We start from the raw sequence: 20,483 nt of genomic DNA on the forward strand, positions 1-20,483 counted from the left end.
GAGCATAGAGAAAACGCAAGCCGTTCACGGGTGGTTGTCCACCTATGAACGGCTTGTAAATTCTCAAAATTTTTTTAGTCCCTACTTGACACAAGAAGACCACTCCCGGCTGGGCCGGAACCGCCTTGTGATTGGACAGCTTTTAGAGGAGATTTTGGAGGAACACAACGTCCGCTATATCGCTGTAACGGACAACATTGATTCCCTCAAAGGGCTGGACGATATGGTAGCGGTGCGGGATTTGTTCAACGAATGGTACGCGAGGGACACCAGCAAGAAAATTCGGGCCGTGTGGCGGGCAAAAAGCAGCGCCGGGAAACGGCTGTGCAACAATCCCCCCTATGGGTACAGGAAAGACCCGGAGGACAAGGAAAATTGGCTGGTGGACGAGGAAGCCGCAAAGGTGGTGCGGGAGATTTTCAGCCTTTGTATTGCCGGGCTTGGGCCGTTGCAGATTGCAAAGCGTCTGCGGAAAGAACAGGTGCTGAACCCCACCGCCTACCGGGAAGCCCACGGGCTGACTGTGGGCAATCCTACGCCCGCTGACCCGTACCATTGGGACAACAAGGCGGTTGCCGCCATTCTGGAACGTATGGAATACTTGGGGCATACGGTGAACTTCAAAGGCACGAAGAAGTCCTACAAGAGCAAGAAGCGTATCAAGAACCCGCCGGAAAAATGGCAGGTGATTCCCGACACCCACCCCGCCATTATCGAACAGGCCCAATGGGACAGGGTGCAGGAGTTGCGGAAGAACAAACGCCGCCCCACAAAGACGGGCAAGCACAATATGTTTTCCGGGCTGGTGGAGTGCGCCGACTGCGGGGCAAAGCTGTATTACTGCACCACCAACTACTTTGAGGAACGGCAAGACCACTTTGTATGCTCCAACTACAAGAGCAACACGGGGACTTGCTCGGCCCACTTTATCAGGGCCGTGGTTCTGGAAAAGCTGGTGCTGGAACACCTTCAAAGGACAATCCAGTATGTGCGGGAATACGAAAGCGAGTTTGTTCAGTCTATGGGGGAGAAATCGGCGGCAGACCGCCGCAAGGAAATCTCCACAAAGCGCAGGGGACTGTCGCAGGCCCAGCGGCGCATGGAGGAACTGGACAGACTTTTCCAGCGGCTCTATGAGGACAATGTTTCCGGGAAAATCTCTGACGAACGGTTTACAAAGCTGTCCGGCGGCTATGAAGCCGAACAGAAAGAGTTACAAGAAAAGGTTGCTATCCTGCAAGCGGAATTGACGGGGCAGGAGGAACAGGCCATGAACCTTGACCGCTTCCTCTCAATCGTCAAGAAGTACACCGAGATAGAAAAACTGACGCCCACCATCTTGAATGAATTTGTGGAAAAAATCATCGTCCACGCCCCGGACAAGAGTACCGGGAAACGGGTGCAGCAGGTGGAAATCAGCTATAACTGTATCGGTGTGATTGAACTACCGGACACCAACGAAACGGACAGCAAAACGGCATAGCCAAAATGACTATGCCGCTCGCTGTGACAATACTTCTTTATTGGGGGCCGCCTAATGCCAACGGCCCCTTCGCATCTCATTTTAACTGGTTTTTGAGGTAGCCCATATAGCTCGCGTAGTGGGCGAAGACAATGCCCGGCTCCTGCAGGTCGGGGCACCAGCGCTTGAGCCATTCGAGGGAGACGTAGCCCTGGTATCCGTGGTCGGACAAAATTTTCAGCGCGTCGAAAACGGGGACGTCGCCGTAGCCCATCATGCGGTAGACGAGTTTGCCGTCCTGCATCGCGGAATCCTTGACGTGCAGGTAGCGGACCCACTCCCCGATGTTCTCCCACGTTTTGGCCGGGGACTCGCCGAAGAAACGGTAGGGGTGGTGGAGGTCCCAGAGCACGCCGCCCGTCTCGAGGTCGACGTCCCGCATGAATTCGCGCATCTTGGAGGAGTCGGCGAGCTCGCCGCTCGTCTCGAGCAGCACCGCGACGCCCGTGCCCTTCGCGTAGGCGCACAGCTCGGTGTAGAGGCGCTTGACCTGCAGGATGTTCTCCCCCTCCATCGGGGCCGCGTTCGGCGTGATGATCACGCGCACATAGGGGGTCCCGAGCTTTTTGGCCAGGTCGATGTAGGCCTTCGCCTCGTCCATGTAGCGGCCGGAGTCGCCCGACAGGCCGAGGCAGGCGCCCGAGGTGAGCATCGGGATCTCCATGCCCGCCTTTTCCAGGCGCGCGCGGGTCTCGTCGAGGTGCTTCTCATTGAACGCGCGGATGGAGGGCGCGAACATCTCGTTTTCCACGCCGCGCACCTCGATGCCGTCCAGCCCCAGGTCCTTCGCGGTGGCGAAAATCTCGTCCCACGACCAGCCGGGACAACCCAAAGTCGAAAATGCAGTTTTCATCTTATCGCTCCATTCCGCCGCCAAAACGGCTGACTCATTCCCAAAAAGCCTTCCCTACTCCTCCCTCGGCTTGAGGCGCCGGGAGGAATCCGAATCCGTGCTGCTCTTGCGGGAGGTGATGACCCGCGAGGCGGACCGTTCCCGGTCGTCCCGCTCGTCCTCCGAGCTGCTGCTCTCCTCCATCACGACCTTGCGGATGTAGAGGAACACGGTGTCCTTCTCCTTGTTGAGCTGGGCGCCCGGCTCCGGCTCGGCGCGTTCGATCACGTCGGGCTCGTAGCTCTTGTCGTAGACCTCGATCACCTGGTAGTTGAGTTCCAGGTCGGTCAGCGCCATGATCGCGTCCTCGATCGGCATCCCCACCACCGCGGGCATCTCGATCAGCTCGGGGCCCTTGGAGACGTAGATGGTCACCTGGCCGCGGTTGGGCATCTTGGTGCCCTCGACCGGCTGCTGGTCGCAGACCACGCCCGGCTCGTAGACGTCGTTGAACTTTTCCTCGAACACAAGCTCGTACCGCTCGCTCAGCTGCTCATTGTTCCGAAGGGAATCGGCGTTGGTCCCCACGAAGCGGGGCACCTTGTCGTCCTCCCCCGCCTCGCCGCCCGAATAGTCGGTACCGCCCTGCATCGAATGTTCGCCGGTGCGGCTGCCCTCGCTTTCCGCGGGGGCGATCAGATCGGTGAGGTAGTTGGTCGAGAACCAGTACATCGCGCCCGCCAGCAGCGCCGTGGCGACGAACGCCGAGAAAATCAGCATCAGCACGGGATGGGAGCGTTTGCGTTTGGGGCGCTTTTCGCGCCGGTCGCCTTTTCGCGCCGGCTTGGGCTGCGCGGGCTTGCCGCCCGGAGGCGGGATCAGGTCGATGCCGCTCTGTTCAAAGCGTGCCGCCGTGCGCGGCGGCTGCTTCTCCCGCGCCTCCCGTTCGGCGGCGGCGCGGCGGATCTCCTGCCGGTAGGCGCTGTCGTCGGGCGTTTCGTAGGATTTGCGCGGCGCGGCGGTGTAGACCGCCGTGTTGGAGCCCGCGTCCGCGAGCAGCCCGGATATGTAGAGCTCGGCGGACTGGATGCGGTCCTCCACCTCGACCGCGAGGGCGCGGTTGATCGCGCTCACCACGTTTTCGGTCATCTCGCCGCTGATCATCTGGCTGTCGAGCAGGTCGTCGCCATAGACGCGGTCGAGCGCGGCGGGCGGGTTCTCCCCCGTCACCGTCCGGTAGGTGATCGCGCCCAGCGCGTAGACGTCGGTCCAGTTGCCCTGCCAGCTGTTGAGCGCGTACTGCTCGGGGGCGGCGTAGCCCTCGAAGAGCTGCGCGCCCGTCTCGCTCTTGTTGGTGCGGGCCGCCGCGATCGAAAAGCAGGTCACCCACAGGGCGCCCGACTGGTCAAGGTGGACCGTCCGCGGGGAAAGCCCCCGGTGGATAAGTCCCGCCTTGTGGAAGTTGACGACCGTGTGGAAGAGGGGCATCAGCAGCTTTTTGGCGTGTCTCCAGGGGATCTTGCCGCCGCTGCGCGCGAGGAAGGATTCCAGCGAAATCGTCTTGATATAGCGGTATACCGCATAAATCGTGTTGTTCTCATAGAGCAGGTCGGTGACGGGGAGCACCTTCTCCCCAGCGGGCAATGCCATGATCGACCGGCACAGGTCCTCAAAGTCGGACATGAGCGCCTTGTACTGCGCCTCCGAGCTGGCCAGCGGCTGCACGCTGAAGTTCTCGTGATCGCGGCGGGTGATGCAGCCGGGCGCGTACTCACGCAGCCAGACGCGCACCTCCTCCCTGCGGTCGTAGCAGACGTACCAGACGCCCTCCGGGTCGTCCGCGACCATCTTTCCGACGAGATACCGCCCGCCCAGCCCGCTGCCGGGCTGCAGGTAGTTCAGGTCGGGCGACGCGTCCGCGTGATATCCGCAGACGCTGCACGTCTCCCCTTCGAAGAGAGGGGACATGCAGCCCATGCACAGGTTCAGTTCATTTACGGCCATCTGGCGGTTCACTCCTATTCGGGGTCATGGCGAAACGGACGCGCCGTCCCGCCAAGATTCGGGGCAGTCCCGGCTCAGGCGGTCTCGACCGCCGCGTCGTCCTGCAGGCCGAACTTTTCGATGCCCATCTCGCGCAGCTTGAACTTCTGGATCTTGCCGCTGGCGGTCATCGGGAACTGGTCCATAAACAGAACGTACTTCGGGACCTTGTGGCGCGCCATATTCTCGCGCACCGCGCGTTTGATCTCTTCCTCGTCGAGCCCGTCCTCCCACGCACGCGGGATGACGCAGGCCATGATCTCCTCGCCGTACTGTTTGCTCGGCACGCCGACCACCTGCACGTCGCGCACAAGCGGGTGGGTGTAGAGGAACTCCTCGATCTCCTTGGGGTAGATGTTCTCGCCGCCGCGGATGATCATATCCTTGATGCGGCCGGTAATCTTGTAGTAGCCGTTCTCGTCGACCATCGCGAGGTCGCCCGTGTGCAGCCAGCCGTCCTCGTCGATCGCCTGGCGGGTGGCCTCCTCCATCTTGTAGTAACCGCGCATGACGTTGTAGCCCCGCGCGCAGAACTCGCCCTGCTGGTAGGGGGGCAACGTCTCCCCCGTCTCGGGGTCGACGATCTTCGTCTCGACATGGGGCATCGCGCGGCCCACCGTCGCGACGCGCAGGTCGAGGCTGTCCTCGGTGGTGGTCATCGTGCAGGCGGGCGACGCCTCCGTCTGGCCGTATGTAATCGTGATTTCCCGCATACCCATCTTGTCCACGACAAGCTGCATCACCTTGATCGGGCAGGGCGAGCCCGCCATGATGCCGGTGCGCAGGCGCGGGAATTTATATTCGTAGAAGGTCGGATGCTCGAGCATCGCAATGAACATCGTCGGAACGCCGTGCACGGCGGTGCACTCCTCGTTCTGGAGGGCCTTGAGCACCTCGGTCGGGCGGTAGGTCTCGATGGGGACCATCGAAGTCGCGTGGGTGAGCGCCGCCATGACCGCGAGCACCAGGCCGAAGCAGTGGAAGAAGGGCACGCAGATGCAGAGCTTGTCGTCATGGGAAAACCTCATGCAGTCGCCGATGCACTTGCCGTTGTTGACGATGTTGAAGTGGGTGAGCATAACGCCCTTCGGGAACCCGGTCGTCCCCGAGGTGTACTGCATATTGACGACCTCCTGCGGGTCGATGCTGTCGAAAACCGCGCGGAACTCCTCCTCAGGCACCGCGTCCCCCATCTGGCGCAGGTCGTCCCACGCGTACATCCCGGCGGGCGCGGGGCCCTCGCCGACATAGACGACGTCCTTGAGGAAGGGCAGCATCGGATTGTCGTACTCGCCCGCCTTAAAGTCCTTGAGGGTCGGGCAGAGCTCGTTGACAATGCCGACATAGTCCGCGTCCTTGAAGCCCTTGATCATGACGAGCGCCTTGGAATCCGACTGCCGCAGCAGGTATTCCAGCTCGAACACCTTGTAGTTGGTGTTGACGGTGACGAGCACCGCGCCGATTTTGGCGGTCGCAAAGAGGGTCAGCAGCCATTCGGGCACGTTGGTCGCCCAGATCGCCACGTGGTCCCCCTTCCGGATCCCCATCGCCAAAAATCCCTTTGCGATGCGGTTGACCTCGTCGTCAAACTGCCGCCAGGTCATATTAAAGGGCCGGTCGGTATATTTGACCGCCTGGTCGTCCGGATACATCTTCGCGACCTTCTCCAGCAGCGCGCCGACCGTAATGGATATTAATTCGCTCACTTGGCCTTCCTCCCATAGCTATCAGAGTCCGGAAACCCCTTGGATTCCCGCCGCGCGCCCGATGCCGCGCCCGAATATGGATACTCTTTATTATAAACGGCGCCGGGTATTTGTCAACAATCCGCTCACCGGCGCACACCGCGCAGGAAGCTGAGCAGGATGTAGAGCCCCGCTCCCCCGCCGACCATGCCGCCGAACTTCTCCTGCGGAGTAGCGGAGGGCCCGGCGGCGTCCCCGCCGCCGAGGTTCCGGTAGACGGCCACGCCTCCGGAGGGCTCCGGTTCCCGCCTCTCGGGACGGGCGGAGGTGTCCTCCGTTCGGGAGGCGCTTTCCCCCCGCTCCCCGGCGGCACGCGGGGAGACCACGGCGGGGCCTTCGGCCAAGGCCGCGGAAGCGGGCGCTTCCGCCCCGGCCTCCCGCCGTTCCCGCAAAAGCCGGCCGCCAGAACCGCCGCCGGAAGCGGAGCCGCCCCCGCCGCCTGCCGTGGGGAGCCGCGAGGAGGAGTCGGGGACGGAGGAGCTCCCTCCGCCCGGCACGGAGGAGGACTCCTCCGGACCGGAGCCGCCCGGCGTCAGGGCATCCCCGTCAAACCGCACGCGCGCGAGCAGAAACGCACGGGTCCGGTCGGGGACCTCCTCCAGCGACCGAAAGTCTTCGAAGGCCGCCCGGACGTAGCGGGTGCCCTCCGGAAGCCGGGCCGTACAGGTCTCGCGATAGTAGCGGCCGGCGGAGAGCTCGAGCCACTGCGACTCCACCCGCGCGAGCGTAACGTCCCGCAGGGGCGTAAAGGCGGAGCCGTCCCGCGAAACGGAGAGGTTGAGCCCCCAGAAGCAGTCGTCCGAAAGCGGCCGGCCGTCCTCCCGGAGGAGCAGTCCGTAAAAGGGATCATATTGCAGGGAGAAGTTTCTGCCGTTCTCGGTCAAAAAAACGACGTCCGCCGCGCGGTCATAAAAGCAGCGCCGCGCGTTCAGCAGGGCCTCGGCGCTTTGCCCGCCGAGCGTAAACGCATCCTTCCCGTAGGGCGTGGCGCAGGTGCTCAGGCTGGCGTAAAACGACACCTCCACCGATTCCGCGCCGCTGACCCGGTAGGTCGCCTGCGCCTCCCGCCCGCCGACGGCCAGCGCCGTCGCGTCGCCGCAGGTACCCCAGCCGGAGAAGACGTCAAAGTCGCCGACCGCCTCGGAGAAGCCGCCGTAGCTCCGCGTCCCGTCCGGCGCGAGGCTGTCGCAGTCGTCCACGTAGGAGGCGGCGAAAACCGGCACGGTAAGCGCAAAGGCGCAGAGGATTCCAGCCAGTCCGACAAACGCTCTTTTCCGCATCGCCGTCCGTTCCCCCTCGTCCTTTTCAATAGGTCCATCATAGCAAAAAAACGGGAAAAGCACAATCTTTTGGAAGCGGCAGCCGCCGCGCATATCTGCGGCAGCGCCCGGTGATACTATGGTCGGCAGGGTTCTGCCGGATCAAAAAACGCGCGTTTTGCGCGGGCAGCCTACCCTGTAAGGAAGGGGTTTCACACCCGTCCTTACATAAAAGTGGCGGATTCCCCCTGAAATACTGCAAAAAAAGCGGGCCGGCGTCAGCCGGCCCGCTTTTGGTTCCCTGTTCATTTTTTCTTTTTGCCGAGATAGGCGGCTTTCACGTCCTCGTTTTCGAGCAGCTCGGCGCCGGTGCCGTCCAGCGTGATGTTGCCCGTCTCGAGCACATAGCCGTAGTCGGCGGCGCGCAGCGCGAGGTTCGCGTTCTGCTCGATGAGCAGGATGGTGACCCCCTGCCTGTTGATCTCCTTGATGATGTCGAAGATCCCCTGCACGATGAGGGGCGCGAGGCCGAGCGACGGCTCATCCATCATGATGAGCTTGGGGCGGCTCATGAGGGCGCGCCCGACCGCGAGCATCTGCTGCTCGCCGCCCGAGAGGGTGCCCGCGAGCTGCCAGGAGCGCTCCTTGAGCCTCGGAAAGAGGTCGTAGACCCAGTTGATGTCGTCGGTCAGGTCATCCTTGCGCAGGTAGGCGCCGATCTTGATGTTTTCAAGCACCGTGAGGTCGGGAAAGACCCGCCTGCCCTCGGGGACGAGGGTGATGCCCGTGCCGACGATCTTTTCGCTCGGCAGGCCGCTGATCTGTTTGCCCAAAAACTCGATCGTGCCCCCCTTGATGGGGACCAGTCCGGCGATCGCGCGCAGGGTGGTGCTCTTGCCCGCGCCGTTCGCGCCGATGAGCGTCACGATGCTCTTCTCCGGAACAGTAAAGGATATTCCCTTGACAGCCTCGATGCCGCCGTAATTCACCTTCAGGTTGCTGATGTTAAGCATCGTCGGCCACCCCCAAATACGCGTCGATCACGCGCTGGTTGTTCTGTACCTCGTCGGGCGTGCCCGCCGCGATGAGCTTGCCGAAGTCGAGCACGTAGATGCGGTCGGAAATCTCCATGACCAGGTCCATGTGGTGCTCGATCATAAAGACGGTCAGCTTGAAGTCGTCGCGGATCTGCTTGATAAACGCGGTCAGCTCGGCGGTCTCCTGCGGGTTCATGCCCGCCGCGGGCTCGTCGAGCAGAAGCAGGCTCGGCTCGGTCGCGAGCGCGCGGGCGATCTCCAGGCGGCGCTGCTTGCCGTAGGGCAGGTTGCTCGCCGTCTCGTCCCGGAGGTCCGCAAGCTCGAGGATCTCCAAAAGGCGCATCGTCTCGGCGCGCATCGCCCGCTCCTCCTTCGCGTTGAGGCGGAAGGTCGCGGCAAAGACGCCCGCCTTGGAGCGCATATGCTTGGCGATCAGGACATTTTCAAAGACCGTCAGGTCTTTAAAAAGCCGGATATTCTGAAACGTCCGGGCGATGCCCAGCTTTGTGATCACGTCGGGGAGCTTCACCATGACGTTCGGGAACTTGCCCGCGCTGCCGCCCTGGTAGAGCTTTTTCATATTCCCCTGCGGGTGGTTGGAGATGATCTGCTCGCCGTTGAAGAAGATCGCGCCGTTGGTTGGGGCGTAGACGCCGGTGATCATGTTGAAGGCGGTCGTCTTACCCGCGCCGTTCGGTCCGATGAGCGCGATGATCTCCCCCTTGTCGACATACATCGACAAATCGTCGACCGCGACCACGCCGCCGAACTGCATGGTGAGGTTTTGGAGTTCCAGCACATGTCCGCTCATATCCCGTCACCCCCCGCTGCTTCGTGGGCGGGCCGCTTACGGGAGAACCAGCCCTTGATCCGGCCCGGGAGACGGGCGACGCCGTCCCAGCTGAATTCACTGTTTCCCATGATGCCCCTGCGGTAGAAGAGCACGACCGCCATCAGCAGGATCGAGAAGATGACCATGCGGAAGCCGGTGCGGAAGAGGGGCACCTGCCAGCCGCCGATCGTCAGCGGCTGGTCGAAGAAGCGCAGCCACCACTCCTTGCTCGCGGTGACGAGGAAGGCGGAGAGCACGCTCCCCGAAACGCTGCCGATGCCGCCGATGACGACGATGAGCAGGATGTCGTAGGTGAGCGCGATGCTGAAGGTCTTGGCCTCGATCGAGCGCATGAACATCGCGAGCAGCCCGCCTGAAATCGCGGTGAAGAAGGAGCTGACCACAAAGGAGAGCTCCTTGTGCCGGAAGAGGCTGATGCCCATCGCCTCGGCGGCGACCTCGTCCTCGCGGATCGCCTTGAAGGCGCGGCCGTAGGAGGAGTTGATCAGCAGCACCATCAGCGCGATGGTGACCCCCGCGATGATGAAGGGGGTAAAGAGGGAGGGCAGCCCGAAGAACTTCGGGAAGGTGGGCACCTTGTTGAGCCCGTAGGAGCCGTTGGTAATCGTGTCCATCTGGGGGCTCGAAAAGATCGCGCGGATGATCTCGGAGAAGCCGAGAGTCGCGATTGCGAGGTAGTCGCTCTTGAGGCGCAGCACCGGGATGCCGATGAGCGCCGCGAAACCGGCGGCGACCAGGCCGCCGACGATGAGCGCGAGGAAGGGATAGACCGACTGGAGCCACGAGGGGCCGGCCTCCATCCCCTCTTTGAGCGCGCGCACCCAGGGGGCCACGCCGTTCATATAGTAGACGCCGTCCAGGTTGACAACCGGGATGGTCAGGATTGCCGTGATATAGGCGCCGATCGACATGAAGCCCGCCTGGCCCAGCGAAAAGAGGCCGGTAAAGCCGTTGAGCAGGTTCATCGAAACGGCGACGATCGCCAGAATGGCGCTCTTTTGCAGGATGGAGATCAGCATCCCCTGCCCGCTCTTGTTCGCCTCAAGCCAGAACAGCAGCAAGGCGATCAGCACGAGGAGCACGAGGGAGCAGATGCGCTTTGTACCCTTTTTCATATGCGTCACACCTTATCCGTACTTTTTTCGCCGAAGAGGCCGGTCGGCCTGAACAGCAACATGACGATCAGCAGAAGGAAGGTAAACGCGTCGCTGAAGGTCGAATAGCCCATCGCGACGAGCAGCGTCTCGGCGATGCCGATCACAAAGCCGCCCACGACCGCGCCGGGGATGCTCCCGATGCCGCCGAACACCGCCGCGACAAAGCATTTGAGGCCCGGCAGGGTGCCGGAGAAGGGGGTCACCGACATACGGTCGGTGAAATAGAGGATCGAACCCACCGCGGCCAGCGCCGAACCGATCACAAAGGTGGCGCTGATGATGTTGTTGATCTTAATGCCCATCAGCTGGGAGGTCTCAAAGTCCTTGCTGACGGCGCGCATCGCCATACCGACCTTGGTCTTTTTGATGAGCAGCATCAAAAAGATCACAAGCAGGATGGTGAGCACGGGGGTCAGGAAGGTGACCAGCGACGCGGAGAGCGCCCCGATGTGGAAAATCTTCTTCAGGAAGGGGATCTCGGGGTATCCGCGGGGAATCGCGGTGAAAAGATATGTAGCCAGGTTCTGGAGCAGGTAGGAGACGCCGATCGCGGAGATCATGATCGACATGCGCGGCGCGGTGCGCAGCGGCTTGTAGGCCACCCGCTCGATGACGACGCCCATCACGATGGTGCCGGCGATCACGAGGGGGATGGCGACCTGCCAGGGGAAGCTCGCCATGGCGAAGACCATGAAATATCCCGCCATCATGAAAATATCGCCGTGGGCGAAGTTGATCAGGCGCAGGATGCCGTAGACCATCGTATACCCGATGGCGATCAGCGCGTATGCGCCGCCCAGCGAGATCCCGGTCAGGCAATGCTGCAAAATGGTTGTCAGACTCATGTGCAAAAGCCCCCAAACTATAGCATGGTTCAATACCGCACAAACGGTACGCGCGCATCGGTTATGCGGCGCATGCGGGCGAGGGATGCGGGAATCAGCAGGGCGGGAGACGAGCCGTCCCCCGCCCTGCCGTTCAGAGATTCCGGATTATTCGCCGACGGAGACGGTCTTGAGGAACTTGAACTGGCCGTTCTCAACAACCTTGATGAAGGCTTTGTCCTTGTTGGCGTCGCCGTTCTCGTCGAAGGAGATGGCACCCGTCACGCCCTCGAACTCCACGCCCTTGAGCGCGTCGCGGATGGCGACGGGATCGGTGGAGCCCGCGGTCTCGATCGCCTTGACGGCCGCGAGGTAGGCGTCGTAGCCCAGCGCGGAGACGGCCGGGATGATCTCGTCCTGGCCGTTGGCCACGAGATACTCCTTGAAGCCCTTGATGAAGTCGGTGGCAACCGCGTTGGAGGTGTCGCCCTCATCGAAGAAGGTGGACAGCGTCACGCCCTCGGCGTCGGCGCCCGCGTTCTCGATGATCGAGCCGTTCTCCCAGGTGTCGCCGGCCATGATCTTCGCGGTGATGCCCAGCTCACGGGCCTGCTTGATGATCAGCGGAGCGGTCGCGATGGAGGACGGAGCAAAGATGACGTCCGGGTTCGCGGCCTTGATGTTGGTGAGGATCGCCTTGAAGTCGGTCTGGTTGGTCTGGAACTGCTCCTCCGCAACGATGGAGTCCTCGCCGACCAGCTTGACGAACGCGTTCTTGAAAAAGTTGCCGAGGCCGGAGGAATAGTCGTCGCCCAGCTGGGTGATGACCGCCGCGGTCTTGGCGCCGTCCTGCGCCGCGTAGTTCGCCATCACGGTGCCCTGGAAGGGATCGAGGAAGCAGACGCGATAGTAGAAGTCGTTGCCCAGCGTGACCTGCGGGTTGGTGCAGGAGCAGCCGATGGCCGGGACCTGCGCGTCGGAGAAGATCTCGCCCGCCGCGATCGAAACGCCCGAGCCGTAGGAGCCGAGGATGACCGAGCAGCCCGCGCTGATCAGGCTCTGCGCGGCGGTGACCGCCTCGGTCTTGTCGGACTTGTTGTCCGCCTCGACCAGTTCAATCTTATATTCCTTGTCGCCCACCTTGACGGTCGGGAACTGCTGGTTGGCATAGCGGATGCCATAGACCTCCTGGAGGCCGCCGCCGCCGTTCTCACCCGTCTGCGGCTCGAAGACGCCGATCTTGATGACGTCGCCGCCCGCCGCGGGGGCCGCGTCGGCTGCCGGGGCCGCGTTATCGCCGGCGGGAGCCGGCGCGGGCGTGCTGTTGTCGCCGCAGCCGGCCAGAAGGGTCAGCGCCATAACGGCCGACAGGACAATCGCTAAAACTCTCTTCATAAATCTTTCCTCCCAATTTTGAAATAATTGTCGGAATTCAGCGGTAGAAATACAATTGTATTCCCACTGCATACACATCATTATATCAAAAATCCTGAAAAAAGCAATATCAGGCCATCAATTCTTTTTCTTTTTCCGAATTTGTACAGATTATCCAAAATTATTGGCTCGTACTTTGTAAACAATTCTTTAACCGGCAGACAGGGCTGGCTCCCCTACACAAAACCCACGCCGAGCCGCCCTGTCCGTTTGTGCAGGGGGCACAGCAAAAAAAACACGCGGGACACGGCAAAAGCCGCGTCCCGCGTACAAATATTTTTTCTATTCCGCGTTGATCCGTTCGAGCAGGTCGTTCCGCTCGTTCCACAGCCGGTCGGACAGGTCGACATAATAGCGGTGCGGATGCTCGAACCGCTTGACCTCGTCCCACAGGTGGGCCACCTGGTCGGCGCAGTAATTGCGGATGTCGTCGAGCTTGGGCAGCTCGTAGACGCATCTCCCCTTGTCGAACACCTGGGTGAGGATGCTCTTGGCGGTAAAGTTGCGAACCGTCTTCTTTTTCCAGGTCGCCATCGGATCGAAGATGGTGATCGGCTGGGAGTCGTCGACCGTCTCGCCGCGCACCGTCACATAGTCGGCGATCGCCTGCCCCGTTTCGCGGTTGTAGAACCGGTAGACGTCCTTGAAGCAGGGGGTCGTGATCTTTTCGATGCTCTCGCTCACCTTGATCTTGGGGACGAGCACTCCGCCGCGCTCGACCGCGGCGAGCTTGTAGACGCCGCCGAACACGGGGTCGGACTTGCTTGTGATGAGGTTTTCGCCGACGCCGAAGAGGTCGACCTGCGCGCCCTGGAGCAGCAGGTCGCGGATGATGTATTCGTCGAGCGAGTTGGTCGCCATGATCTTGCAGTCGGGATAGCCCGCGTCGTCGAGCATGCGGCGCGCCTTCTTGGAGAGGTAGGCGATGTCGCCGCTGTCGATGCGCACCGCCTTGGGCCGCTTGCCCATCGGCTTGAGGATCTCGTCCGCAACGCGGATGGCGTTGGGGATGCCCGACTTGACGACGTTGTAGGTGTCCACGAGGAAAATGCAGTTGTCGGGGTAGACCTGCGCGTAGTTTTTGAAGGCGTCGTACTCGCTGTCGAACACCTGCACCCAGCTGTGGGCCATCGTGCCCACCGCGGGAATGCCGTAGTCGCGGTCGGCGATCGCGCAGGCGGTCGCCGAGCAGCCGCCGATGTAGGTCGCGCGCGCGCCCAGGATCGCCGCGTCGTAGCTCTGGGCGCGGCGGGAGCCGAATTCGGAGATCGGCCGCCCCTCGGCGGCGCGGCACATGCGGTTGGCCTTGGTCGCCACGAGCGACTGGTGGTTGATGGTGAGCAGCACCATCGTCTCGATCATCTGCGCCTGGATGATCGGGCCGCGCACCACCACGACCGGCTCGTAGGGGAACACCGGCGTGCCCTCCCTCATCGACCAGATGTCGCAGGAGAACCGGAAATTCTTCAGGTAGGCCAGGAACGCCTCGCTGAACTGCCCCTTGCCGCGCAGAAACTCGATGTCCTCCTCGGTGAATTCCAAATCCTTGATGTACTCGATCAACTGCTCGAGCCCCGCGAATATTGCGAAACCTCCGTCGTCCGGAATCTTCCGGAAGAACATGTCGAAGACCGCCGTGCGCTCCTCGAGCCCATATTCCAGATAGCCGTTGGACATCGTAATCTCGTAGAAATCCGTCAGCATCGTCAGGTTCCGCTTCATATCAATCGGCATTGCGTGTCACCTCGTCCTTTTCTTTCAGCGCCCCTCCGGGTTGTCATCGATAGTTTACACCTTTTCGACCGATTTAGCAAATGTAATCCGCCCGGGGCGGCGGGATTTGCTTTCTGCGTGCAAAATTGTTATACTAATGAAAGACAGGGCCCATCTGCGGCCGTTACAAGTGAAGTCATCCCGCGTGGAAACTCGTTCTATCCTCAGCGGGCCCGCGATCATCCGGCAGCTGCCTGAATCCGCATCCGCAGACCACAACGCCAAAGGAACAGGAGCGTGTACCATGCGTGTTGCACTTTTTACAGAAACCTACCTCCCCCATGTCAACGGGGTCGTCACCCACGTCAAATCCCTCAAGGACGGGCTGGAACAGCTCGGGCACGAGGTCCTGATCGTCACCGCCGACGCCTCCGCGCGCCGGCACTATGTCTCCGACGGCGTCCTCCACTGCCCTGCCCACACCTCCAAGCGCTTCTACGGCTACGGCGTGGCCATGCCGCTCTCCACCACGCGGCTCAAATACGTCTATCAATTCCGTCCCGACGTCATCCATATCCACAACGAGTTCGGCATCGGGCTGTCGGGGATGATGATCGCCAAGGTGCTGCGCGTCGCGCTCGTCTACACGCTGCACACGATGTACGACGAGTACATCTATTATATCGCGCCCCAGCCACTCGTACCGGCCGCGACGAAATTTTCCCACCAGTATACCAAGCTGTTCGCGAAGCTGGCGCAGGAGGTCACCGGGCCCTCCAAAAAATGCGAGGAATACTTCCGCAAGGCGGGCGTCTATAAGCCGGTCAACGTGATCCCGAACCCCGTCGACCTCGACATGTTCGATCCCGGAAAGATCCCGGAGGAAAAGAAGAACGCCTTCCGTGAAAAATTCGGCTATCAGCACGGCGAAACGGTCGGCCTCTTCGTCGGGCGGCTCGGCCGGGAGAAGAGCGTCGACCTGCTGCTCGACTACTGGAAAAAAACCATCCGGCCGGAGGAAAACATCCGGCTGCTCGTCATCGGGGACGGCCCCTGCCGGGAGGAGCTGGAGGAACAGGCCGTCCGTCTGGGCATCACCGACATGGTCACCTTCGCGGGCAAGGTGCTCCACACGGACATGCCGCCCTATGTGGGGACGTGCGACTTCTATATCACCGCCTCCACCTCCGACACCGATTCCATCTCCATGCTCGAGGGGATGGCGATGGGCCTGCCCGTCCTGCAGATCATCGATCCGCTCAACGAGGGGCAGGTGCGCGACGGGGTCAACGGCTACATCTTCCACGACGCTAAGGACATGGCGGACAAGATCCGCATGCTCAAAACCATGCCGGCGGACAGGCTCTCCGCCCTGCGCGCCTCCGCTCGGCGCTCGGTCCAGCAGAGCGGCGCGGTCAACCTTGCGGAATACGTGCTCAAGGTCTATAACACCGCGCTGCACAAAAAGCGCCGCTCCCGCCTGATGGCGACGCCCGCCTTCCGGGTGCACCTGCGCAAACAAAACAAAGGAGACTGATCACGTGAAAAAGCAGTATGACATCGCCATCATCGGCGGCGGCATCGGCGGCCTGATGGCCGCGTGGCGCCTTTCGGAACGCGCGCCCTCCCTTTCGGTCGCGCTGTTTGAAAAGGGCAGCCCCATCGAAAAGCGCGTCTGCCCGATCATCACCAAAAAGGTGAGCACCTGTGTCAAGTGCAAATCCTGCGCCATCATGGAGGGGCTCGCGGGCGCGGGCGCCTTCTCGGACGGCAAATACGTGATCAGTACCGAATACGGCGGCTGGCTCACCGAGTTCCTCCCCGACGAGACGGTGCTCGATTACATCGAGCAGGCGGATCAGATCCTCGTCAAATTCGGCGCGACGACCGAGCGGTTTCAGCCGAGCAACGAGCTCAAGAAACGCTGCCTCGAATACGACTTGCACATGAGCCAGGCCCAGCTCAAGCACCTGGGCACCGACTCCAACTTCGAGACGATGAAAAAGCTCATTCACGCGCTCGCCGAGCGGGTGGAAATCCACACCGGCGCGGACGTGGTCGGCGTGGACCGGGAGTCCCACATCCTCACCGTCAAAACCGCGGAGGGCGAGCAGGCCGTCGAGGCCGGCAAGATCATCTTCGCCGTCGGCCGCGCGGGCAGCCGCTTCTTCTCCGCCTGGTGCGAGGAGAACGACATCCCCCTGCACAACAACCAGGTGGACGTCGGCGTGCGCGTCGAGCTGCCCTCGATGGTGTGGGAGGATTTTGCGAAGAAGATCTACGAGCCGAAAATCCGCTACCGCTCGAAGGGCTACGGCGACATCATCCGCATGTTCTGCTTCAACGACCGCGGGCAGGTCGTCACCGAGAACACCAACGGGGTCCTGACCGTCAACGGCCACGCCTACCGCGACGAGGCGCGCAAGACGCAGAACTCCAACTTCGCGCTGCTCTCGACCACCAACTTCACCCAGCCCTTCCGCGAGCCGATCGAATACGCCCGCCACGTCGCGAGCCTGGCCAACCTCATCAGCGGCGGCAGCGTGCTCGTCCAGCGGCTCGGCGATCTCGAGCTCGGCCGGCGCACCGACGAGAAGCGCCTGCGTCAGGGCACCGTGCGCCCCACCCTTTCCGCCGTACCGGGCGATTTGAGCCTCTGCATGCCCAAGCGACAGCTCGACAACATCGTCGAGACCCTCCACGCGCTCGACCAGATCTCCCCCGGCACCGCCAACTACGACACCCTCCTCTACGGCATCGAGTGCAAATACTATTCGGCGCGCCCCAAGTGCACCGATTTCGAGATCGACGGCTGCCCCGGCATCTACGCCGTCGGCGACGGCGCGGGCTTCACCCGCTCCCTCTCGCAGGCGTCCGCCAACGGGCTCTACGTCGCGGACCGCATCATCGGCAAGGAATAAACGGCATGAACGAAAAAGAGGACCGGGCTTACGCCCGGTCCTCTTTTTCGTGTCCGGTTTCCGCCCGTCAGGGCGCCTCCCGCTTGAGGGAATCGCGGTAGAGCTTATACTCCATCGAGTCGACGAGCGCCCGGATGGAGGCGTTGATGATGTCGGTGGACACGCCGACCGTCGTCCAGGCGTTCTCCCCGTCGGACGATTCGATCAGGACGCGCACCATCGCGGCGGTCGCCTTCCCGGTGTCCATGACGCGCACCTTGTAGTCGATGAGGCGGACCCCCGCGAGGTTCGGGTAAAAGACCTCGAGCGCCTTGCGCAGCGCGCGGTCGAGCGCGTGGACCGGGCCGTCGCCTTCGTCGGCGGTGATCTCATAGCGGTCGCCCACCCGCACCTTGACCATCGCGGAGGCCATGTGCCGGTCCGCGCTGTCCTGTTCGCCGATGATCCGGAACAGCTCGAGGGCGAAGAAGGGACGGAACCTTCCCAGTTCCTTGAGCACCACCATCTCGAAGCTGGCGGTCGCCGCCTCGAACTGGTAACCCTGGAACTCCAGCTCCTTGAGCTCCCCGACCAGCGTCTCAAGCTCGGGGGAATCCTTGGTGAGCCCCGGGACGACCTCGCTGATCTTCGCGATCAGCGCGCTGCGCCCGCTCACCTCGGAAAGCAGAATCTGCCGGTGGTTCCCCACCGCGGCGGGGTCGACATGCTCAAAGGCGGAGGGGTTCTTTTTCACCCCGTCGACGTGCATCCCGCCCTTGTGGGCGAAGGCGCTCTTGCCGACATAGGGCATCGAATGGGAGAGGCGCACGTTGGAAATCTCGGAAATGATCCGCGCCGCGCCCGTCATCCGGGCGATGCAGTCGGCCGGGACGCACTGGAAGCCGAGCTTGAGCTGCAGATCCGCGATCACGGTGGAGAGGTTCGTGTTGCCGCACCGTTCCCCAAAGCCGATATAGGTCCCCTGCACATGGTCCGCGCCGGCCTTCACCGCCGCCAGGGTGTCCGCGACGGCGCAGCCGGTGTCGTCGTGGCAGTGGATGCCGATCTTTCCGGGGAAGGCCTTGACCGCCTCCGCGGTGATCGCCCGGATCTCGTCGGGGAAGCACCCACCGTTCGTATCGCAGAGGATGAGCTTGCAGGCGCCCGCGTCGGCGGCCGCCTTGAGCGCCTGCATGGCGTAGAGCGGGTTGTGCTTATACCCGTCGAAAAAATGCTCCGCGTCGAAAAAGACCCGCCTGCCCGCCTCGGCCAGATACGCCACCGTGTCGGCGATCATCCGGAGGTTTTCCTCCGGCGTGGTGCCGAGCACCTCGCGGGCCTGCCATTCGCTCGCCTTGCCAAAAACCGCGACGCAGGCCGTCCCCGTCTCAAGCAGGGCGGCGACGTTTTTGTCCTCCCCGGCCGACGAGTCCCGGCGGCGGGTCGAGCCGAACGCCACCAGCCGCGCGTGGGAAAGGCGGAGCTCGTCGGCGGCGCGGCGGAAAAACTCCTCGTCCTTCGGGTTGCTGTGGGGGTTGCCCGCCTCGATATAGTCGACGCCCGCCCGGTCAAGCGCCCGCGCGATGGCGAGCTTATCCTCGACCGAGAAGGAGACCCCCTCCCCCTGCGCGCCGTCCCGCAGGGTCGAATCGAAGACGTCAATCTTTTTCATCGCTCTCCCCCAGTTTCCGCCGCAGGTCGCGCGCATACGCCTCCTGCATCCCGCGCAGGTCCATCAGCAGGTAGGAGAGCAGCCAGACCGCCGGATTGCGGATGGTGAGCCGCTCGGTAAAGACCACCTCGGTACCGTCGTCCTCCGTTTTGGAGAACTCGCCCGTCCATTCTCCGGTGAACATCGCGTGCTCCATGTGGAAGGCGTAGAGCCGCCCCGGCTGCTTTTCGGTGATTGTAAAGACCGTCTCGCTCCCCTTTTTGGGGTATTCCACGAAGGTGACGCCGTCCGGCTTGGTATCGATATGGTCAAGATCGCTGCGCCAGGAAAAATCGGTGTTATCGGTCACGGCCTCCCAAACGGCCTCCAACGGCGAGGAAAAACGCGCGGTCAGCTGGGATGTCCTCAGCTTCTTCATCTGAAAAGTCTCCTCTTTTCTTCCGCCTCCGCGCCTGCCGCAGGGCGGGCGGCGGGGCTGTCTGTCATGCGGATATTGTAGCATAAACGTCCCCCGCGCACAAGCCGCCGCTTTTTTCACTTTACAAGAGTGAAGGTTTGCGTTAAAATAAAGAGTCAGAAGAAGCCTTTGGAAGAACCGGACGGCAGCCGTCCGCCGAAACCATGGAGGAACGAAGGAATTGAAGCTACATTTTTCCAAGATGCACGGCCTCGGGAACGACTATATCTACGTCAACTGCCTCGAGCACAAGCTCAAGCACCCGGAGGAGGTGGCGCGCATCGTGAGCGACCGCCACTTCGGCGTCGGCTCCGACGGCCTCATCCTCATCTGCCCCTCCGACCGGGCGGATTTTGAGATGCGTATGTTCAACGCCGACGGCTCGGAGGGAAAGATGTGCGGCAACGCCATCCGCTGCGTCGGGAAATACGTCTATGACCGCGGGTTCACCGACCGCAAAACCTTGCAGATCGACACCAGAAGCGGCGTCAAGACGCTTGAGCTCACGCTGGAGGATGATGGAAAGGTGTCGACCGTGCGGGTCGATATGGGCAGGGCGTCCCTGCGCGCCAGGGATATCCCCGTCGAAACCGATTACGACGACTTTGTCAGCCAGCCGATGCTTGTGCACGGGGAGGTCTTTCTCGTCACCTGCGTCTCGATGGGAAATCCCCACGCCGTCATCTTCTGCGACGACGTGGAGGACCTGCCGCTCGAGGACATCGGCCCCCTCTTTGAAAACCACGAGAAATTCCCCGACCGCATCAACACTGAATTTATCGAGCTCGTCGACCGTCAGACTCTCAAAATGCGGGTGTGGGAGCGCGGAAGCGGCGAGACCTTCGCATGCGGCACCGGCGCCTGCGCAGCGGTCGTCGCGGCGGTCGTCAACGGGCACTGCGACGCCGGCGACGAGGTCACCGTGCGCCTGCGCGGCGGCGAACTGAAAATCACCTGCCGGGAGGACTTCACCGTCCTGATGGAGGGCCCCGCCGCCCACGTCTTCGACGGCGTGATGGAAATCGATCTATAAAG

General features: G+C 62.3%; 16 protein-coding genes. 4 read left to right on the forward strand and 12 right to left on the reverse strand.

Annotated features, from left to right (window positions below; translation table 11 throughout):
- Positions 1 to 1,483, forward strand: a 1,483-nt coding sequence (locus ACZO3G_RS10655) for a DUF4368 domain-containing protein (protein WP_486847170.1), incomplete at its 5' end; no start/stop codon positions are given.
- 76 nt (positions 1,484 to 1,559) lie between these two features.
- Here ACZO3G_RS10655 and ACZO3G_RS10660 read toward each other — a convergent pair.
- From ACZO3G_RS10660 to ACZO3G_RS10705, 10 genes are all read right to left on the reverse strand, one after another.
- Entirely contained in the window at positions 1,560 to 2,375 is an 816-nt protein-coding gene (locus ACZO3G_RS10660; protein WP_101553209.1) for a sugar phosphate isomerase/epimerase family protein, read from the reverse strand.
- Between the two features lie 54 nt (positions 2,376 to 2,429).
- Positions 2,430 to 4,358 carry a PASTA domain-containing protein gene (locus tag ACZO3G_RS10665; protein WP_277138658.1) on the reverse strand — a complete coding sequence of 643 codons (1,929 nt, stop codon included), beginning with the start codon at positions 4,356 to 4,358 and terminating at the stop codon, positions 2,430 to 2,432.
- Positions 4,359 to 4,432: 74 nt separating this feature from the next.
- Entirely contained in the window at positions 4,433 to 6,103 is a 1,671-nt protein-coding gene (locus ACZO3G_RS10670) for an AMP-binding protein (protein WP_276870196.1), read from the reverse strand.
- Between the two features lie 125 nt (positions 6,104 to 6,228).
- Positions 6,229 to 7,422 carry a hypothetical protein gene (locus tag ACZO3G_RS10675; protein ID WP_277138657.1) on the reverse strand — a complete coding sequence of 398 codons (1,194 nt, stop codon included), beginning with the start codon at positions 7,420 to 7,422 and terminating at the stop codon, positions 6,229 to 6,231.
- A 284-nt stretch (positions 7,423 to 7,706) separates the two neighbouring features.
- Positions 7,707 to 8,414 (reverse strand): ABC transporter ATP-binding protein, encoded by a 708-nt coding sequence (locus ACZO3G_RS10680; RefSeq protein ID WP_101550548.1) that lies wholly within the window; start codon positions 8,412 to 8,414, stop codon positions 7,707 to 7,709.
- Positions 8,407 to 9,249, reverse strand: coding sequence for an ABC transporter ATP-binding protein (locus ACZO3G_RS10685; RefSeq protein ID WP_276870199.1), 843 nt, complete (start codon positions 9,247 to 9,249; stop codon positions 8,407 to 8,409). Before ACZO3G_RS10685 ends, ACZO3G_RS10680 begins: the two co-directional genes overlap by 8 nt.
- Positions 9,246 to 10,406 carry a branched-chain amino acid ABC transporter permease gene (locus ACZO3G_RS10690; RefSeq protein WP_101550544.1) on the reverse strand — a complete coding sequence of 387 codons (1,161 nt, stop codon included), beginning with the start codon at positions 10,404 to 10,406 and terminating at the stop codon, positions 9,246 to 9,248. The genes ACZO3G_RS10685 and ACZO3G_RS10690 overlap by 4 nt, the downstream gene beginning before the upstream one ends.
- Positions 10,407 to 10,411: 5 nt before the next feature.
- On the reverse strand, positions 10,412 to 11,293 hold the full coding sequence (locus tag ACZO3G_RS10695) for a branched-chain amino acid ABC transporter permease (protein WP_276870203.1): 882 nt from the start codon (positions 11,291 to 11,293) through the stop codon (positions 10,412 to 10,414).
- A 147-nt stretch (positions 11,294 to 11,440) separates the two neighbouring features.
- Complete coding sequence (locus ACZO3G_RS10700) at positions 11,441 to 12,667, reverse strand: ABC transporter substrate-binding protein (protein WP_101550540.1); 1,227 nt, start codon at positions 12,665 to 12,667, stop codon at positions 11,441 to 11,443.
- A gap of 321 nt (positions 12,668 to 12,988) precedes the next feature.
- Positions 12,989 to 14,440, reverse strand: a complete 1,452-nt coding sequence (locus ACZO3G_RS10705; RefSeq protein WP_172439206.1) for a nicotinate phosphoribosyltransferase — start codon at positions 14,438 to 14,440, stop codon at positions 12,989 to 12,991.
- A gap of 283 nt (positions 14,441 to 14,723) precedes the next feature.
- On the opposite strand from ACZO3G_RS10705, the gene ACZO3G_RS10710 reads away from it, so the two are divergent.
- Complete coding sequence (locus tag ACZO3G_RS10710) at positions 14,724 to 15,956, forward strand: glycosyltransferase (RefSeq protein ID WP_276870212.1); 1,233 nt, start codon at positions 14,724 to 14,726, stop codon at positions 15,954 to 15,956.
- A 4-nt stretch (positions 15,957 to 15,960) separates the two neighbouring features.
- A complete protein-coding gene (locus ACZO3G_RS10715; RefSeq protein ID WP_101550536.1) occupies positions 15,961 to 17,340 on the forward strand; it encodes an NAD(P)/FAD-dependent oxidoreductase in 1,380 nt (459 codons plus the stop codon).
- 67 nt (positions 17,341 to 17,407) lie between these two features.
- Here ACZO3G_RS10715 and cimA read toward each other — a convergent pair whose 3' ends face one another.
- Positions 17,408 to 18,991, reverse strand: coding sequence for a citramalate synthase (cimA, locus tag ACZO3G_RS10720; RefSeq protein ID WP_276870215.1), 1,584 nt, complete (start codon positions 18,989 to 18,991; stop codon positions 17,408 to 17,410).
- Positions 18,978 to 19,409: an SRPBCC family protein gene (locus tag ACZO3G_RS10725; protein ID WP_101550532.1), complete on the reverse strand. Its 432-nt coding sequence runs from the start codon at positions 19,407 to 19,409 to the stop codon at positions 18,978 to 18,980. The genes cimA and ACZO3G_RS10725 overlap by 14 nt, the downstream gene beginning before the upstream one ends.
- 220 nt (positions 19,410 to 19,629) lie before the next feature.
- Here ACZO3G_RS10725 and dapF point away from each other — a divergent pair, with 220 nt between their 5' ends.
- On the forward strand, positions 19,630 to 20,481 hold the full coding sequence (dapF, locus tag ACZO3G_RS10730) for a diaminopimelate epimerase (RefSeq protein ID WP_101550530.1): 852 nt from the start codon (positions 19,630 to 19,632) through the stop codon (positions 20,479 to 20,481).
- The last annotated feature ends 2 nt before the right edge of the window (positions 20,482 to 20,483 follow it).

Source organism: Anaerotruncus sp., assembly GCF_057433415.1.

What these genes read in the sequence shown, in the direction of transcription:
- ACZO3G_RS10660 (WP_101553209.1), bottom strand. Translation starts at nt 2,375, where the DNA reads ATGAAAACTGCATTTTCGACTTTGGGTTGTCCCGGCTGGTCGTGGGAC.
- ACZO3G_RS10665 (WP_277138658.1), bottom strand. Translation starts at nt 4,358, where the DNA reads ATGGCCGTAAATGAACTGAACCTGTGCATGGGCTGCATGTCCCCTCTC.
- ACZO3G_RS10695 (WP_276870203.1), bottom strand. Translation starts at nt 11,293, where the DNA reads ATGAGTCTGACAACCATTTTGCAGCATTGCCTGACCGGGATCTCGCTG.
- cimA (WP_276870215.1), bottom strand. Translation starts at nt 18,991, where the DNA reads ATGAAAAAGATTGACGTCTTCGATTCGACCCTGCGGGACGGCGCGCAG.
- ACZO3G_RS10700 (WP_101550540.1), bottom strand. Translation starts at nt 12,667, where the DNA reads ATGAAGAGAGTTTTAGCGATTGTCCTGTCGGCCGTTATGGCGCTGACC.
- ACZO3G_RS10685 (WP_276870199.1), bottom strand. Translation starts at nt 9,249, where the DNA reads ATGAGCGGACATGTGCTGGAACTCCAAAACCTCACCATGCAGTTCGGC.
- ACZO3G_RS10690 (WP_101550544.1), bottom strand. Translation starts at nt 10,406, where the DNA reads ATGAAAAAGGGTACAAAGCGCATCTGCTCCCTCGTGCTCCTCGTGCTG.
- ACZO3G_RS10680 (WP_101550548.1), bottom strand. Translation starts at nt 8,414, where the DNA reads ATGCTTAACATCAGCAACCTGAAGGTGAATTACGGCGGCATCGAGGCT.
- ACZO3G_RS10710 (WP_276870212.1), top strand. Translation starts at nt 14,724, where the DNA reads ATGCGTGTTGCACTTTTTACAGAAACCTACCTCCCCCATGTCAACGGG.
- ACZO3G_RS10705 (WP_172439206.1), bottom strand. Translation starts at nt 14,440, where the DNA reads ATGCCGATTGATATGAAGCGGAACCTGACGATGCTGACGGATTTCTAC.
- ACZO3G_RS10725 (WP_101550532.1), bottom strand. Translation starts at nt 19,409, where the DNA reads ATGAAGAAGCTGAGGACATCCCAGCTGACCGCGCGTTTTTCCTCGCCG.
- ACZO3G_RS10675 (WP_277138657.1), bottom strand. Translation starts at nt 7,422, where the DNA reads ATGCGGAAAAGAGCGTTTGTCGGACTGGCTGGAATCCTCTGCGCCTTT.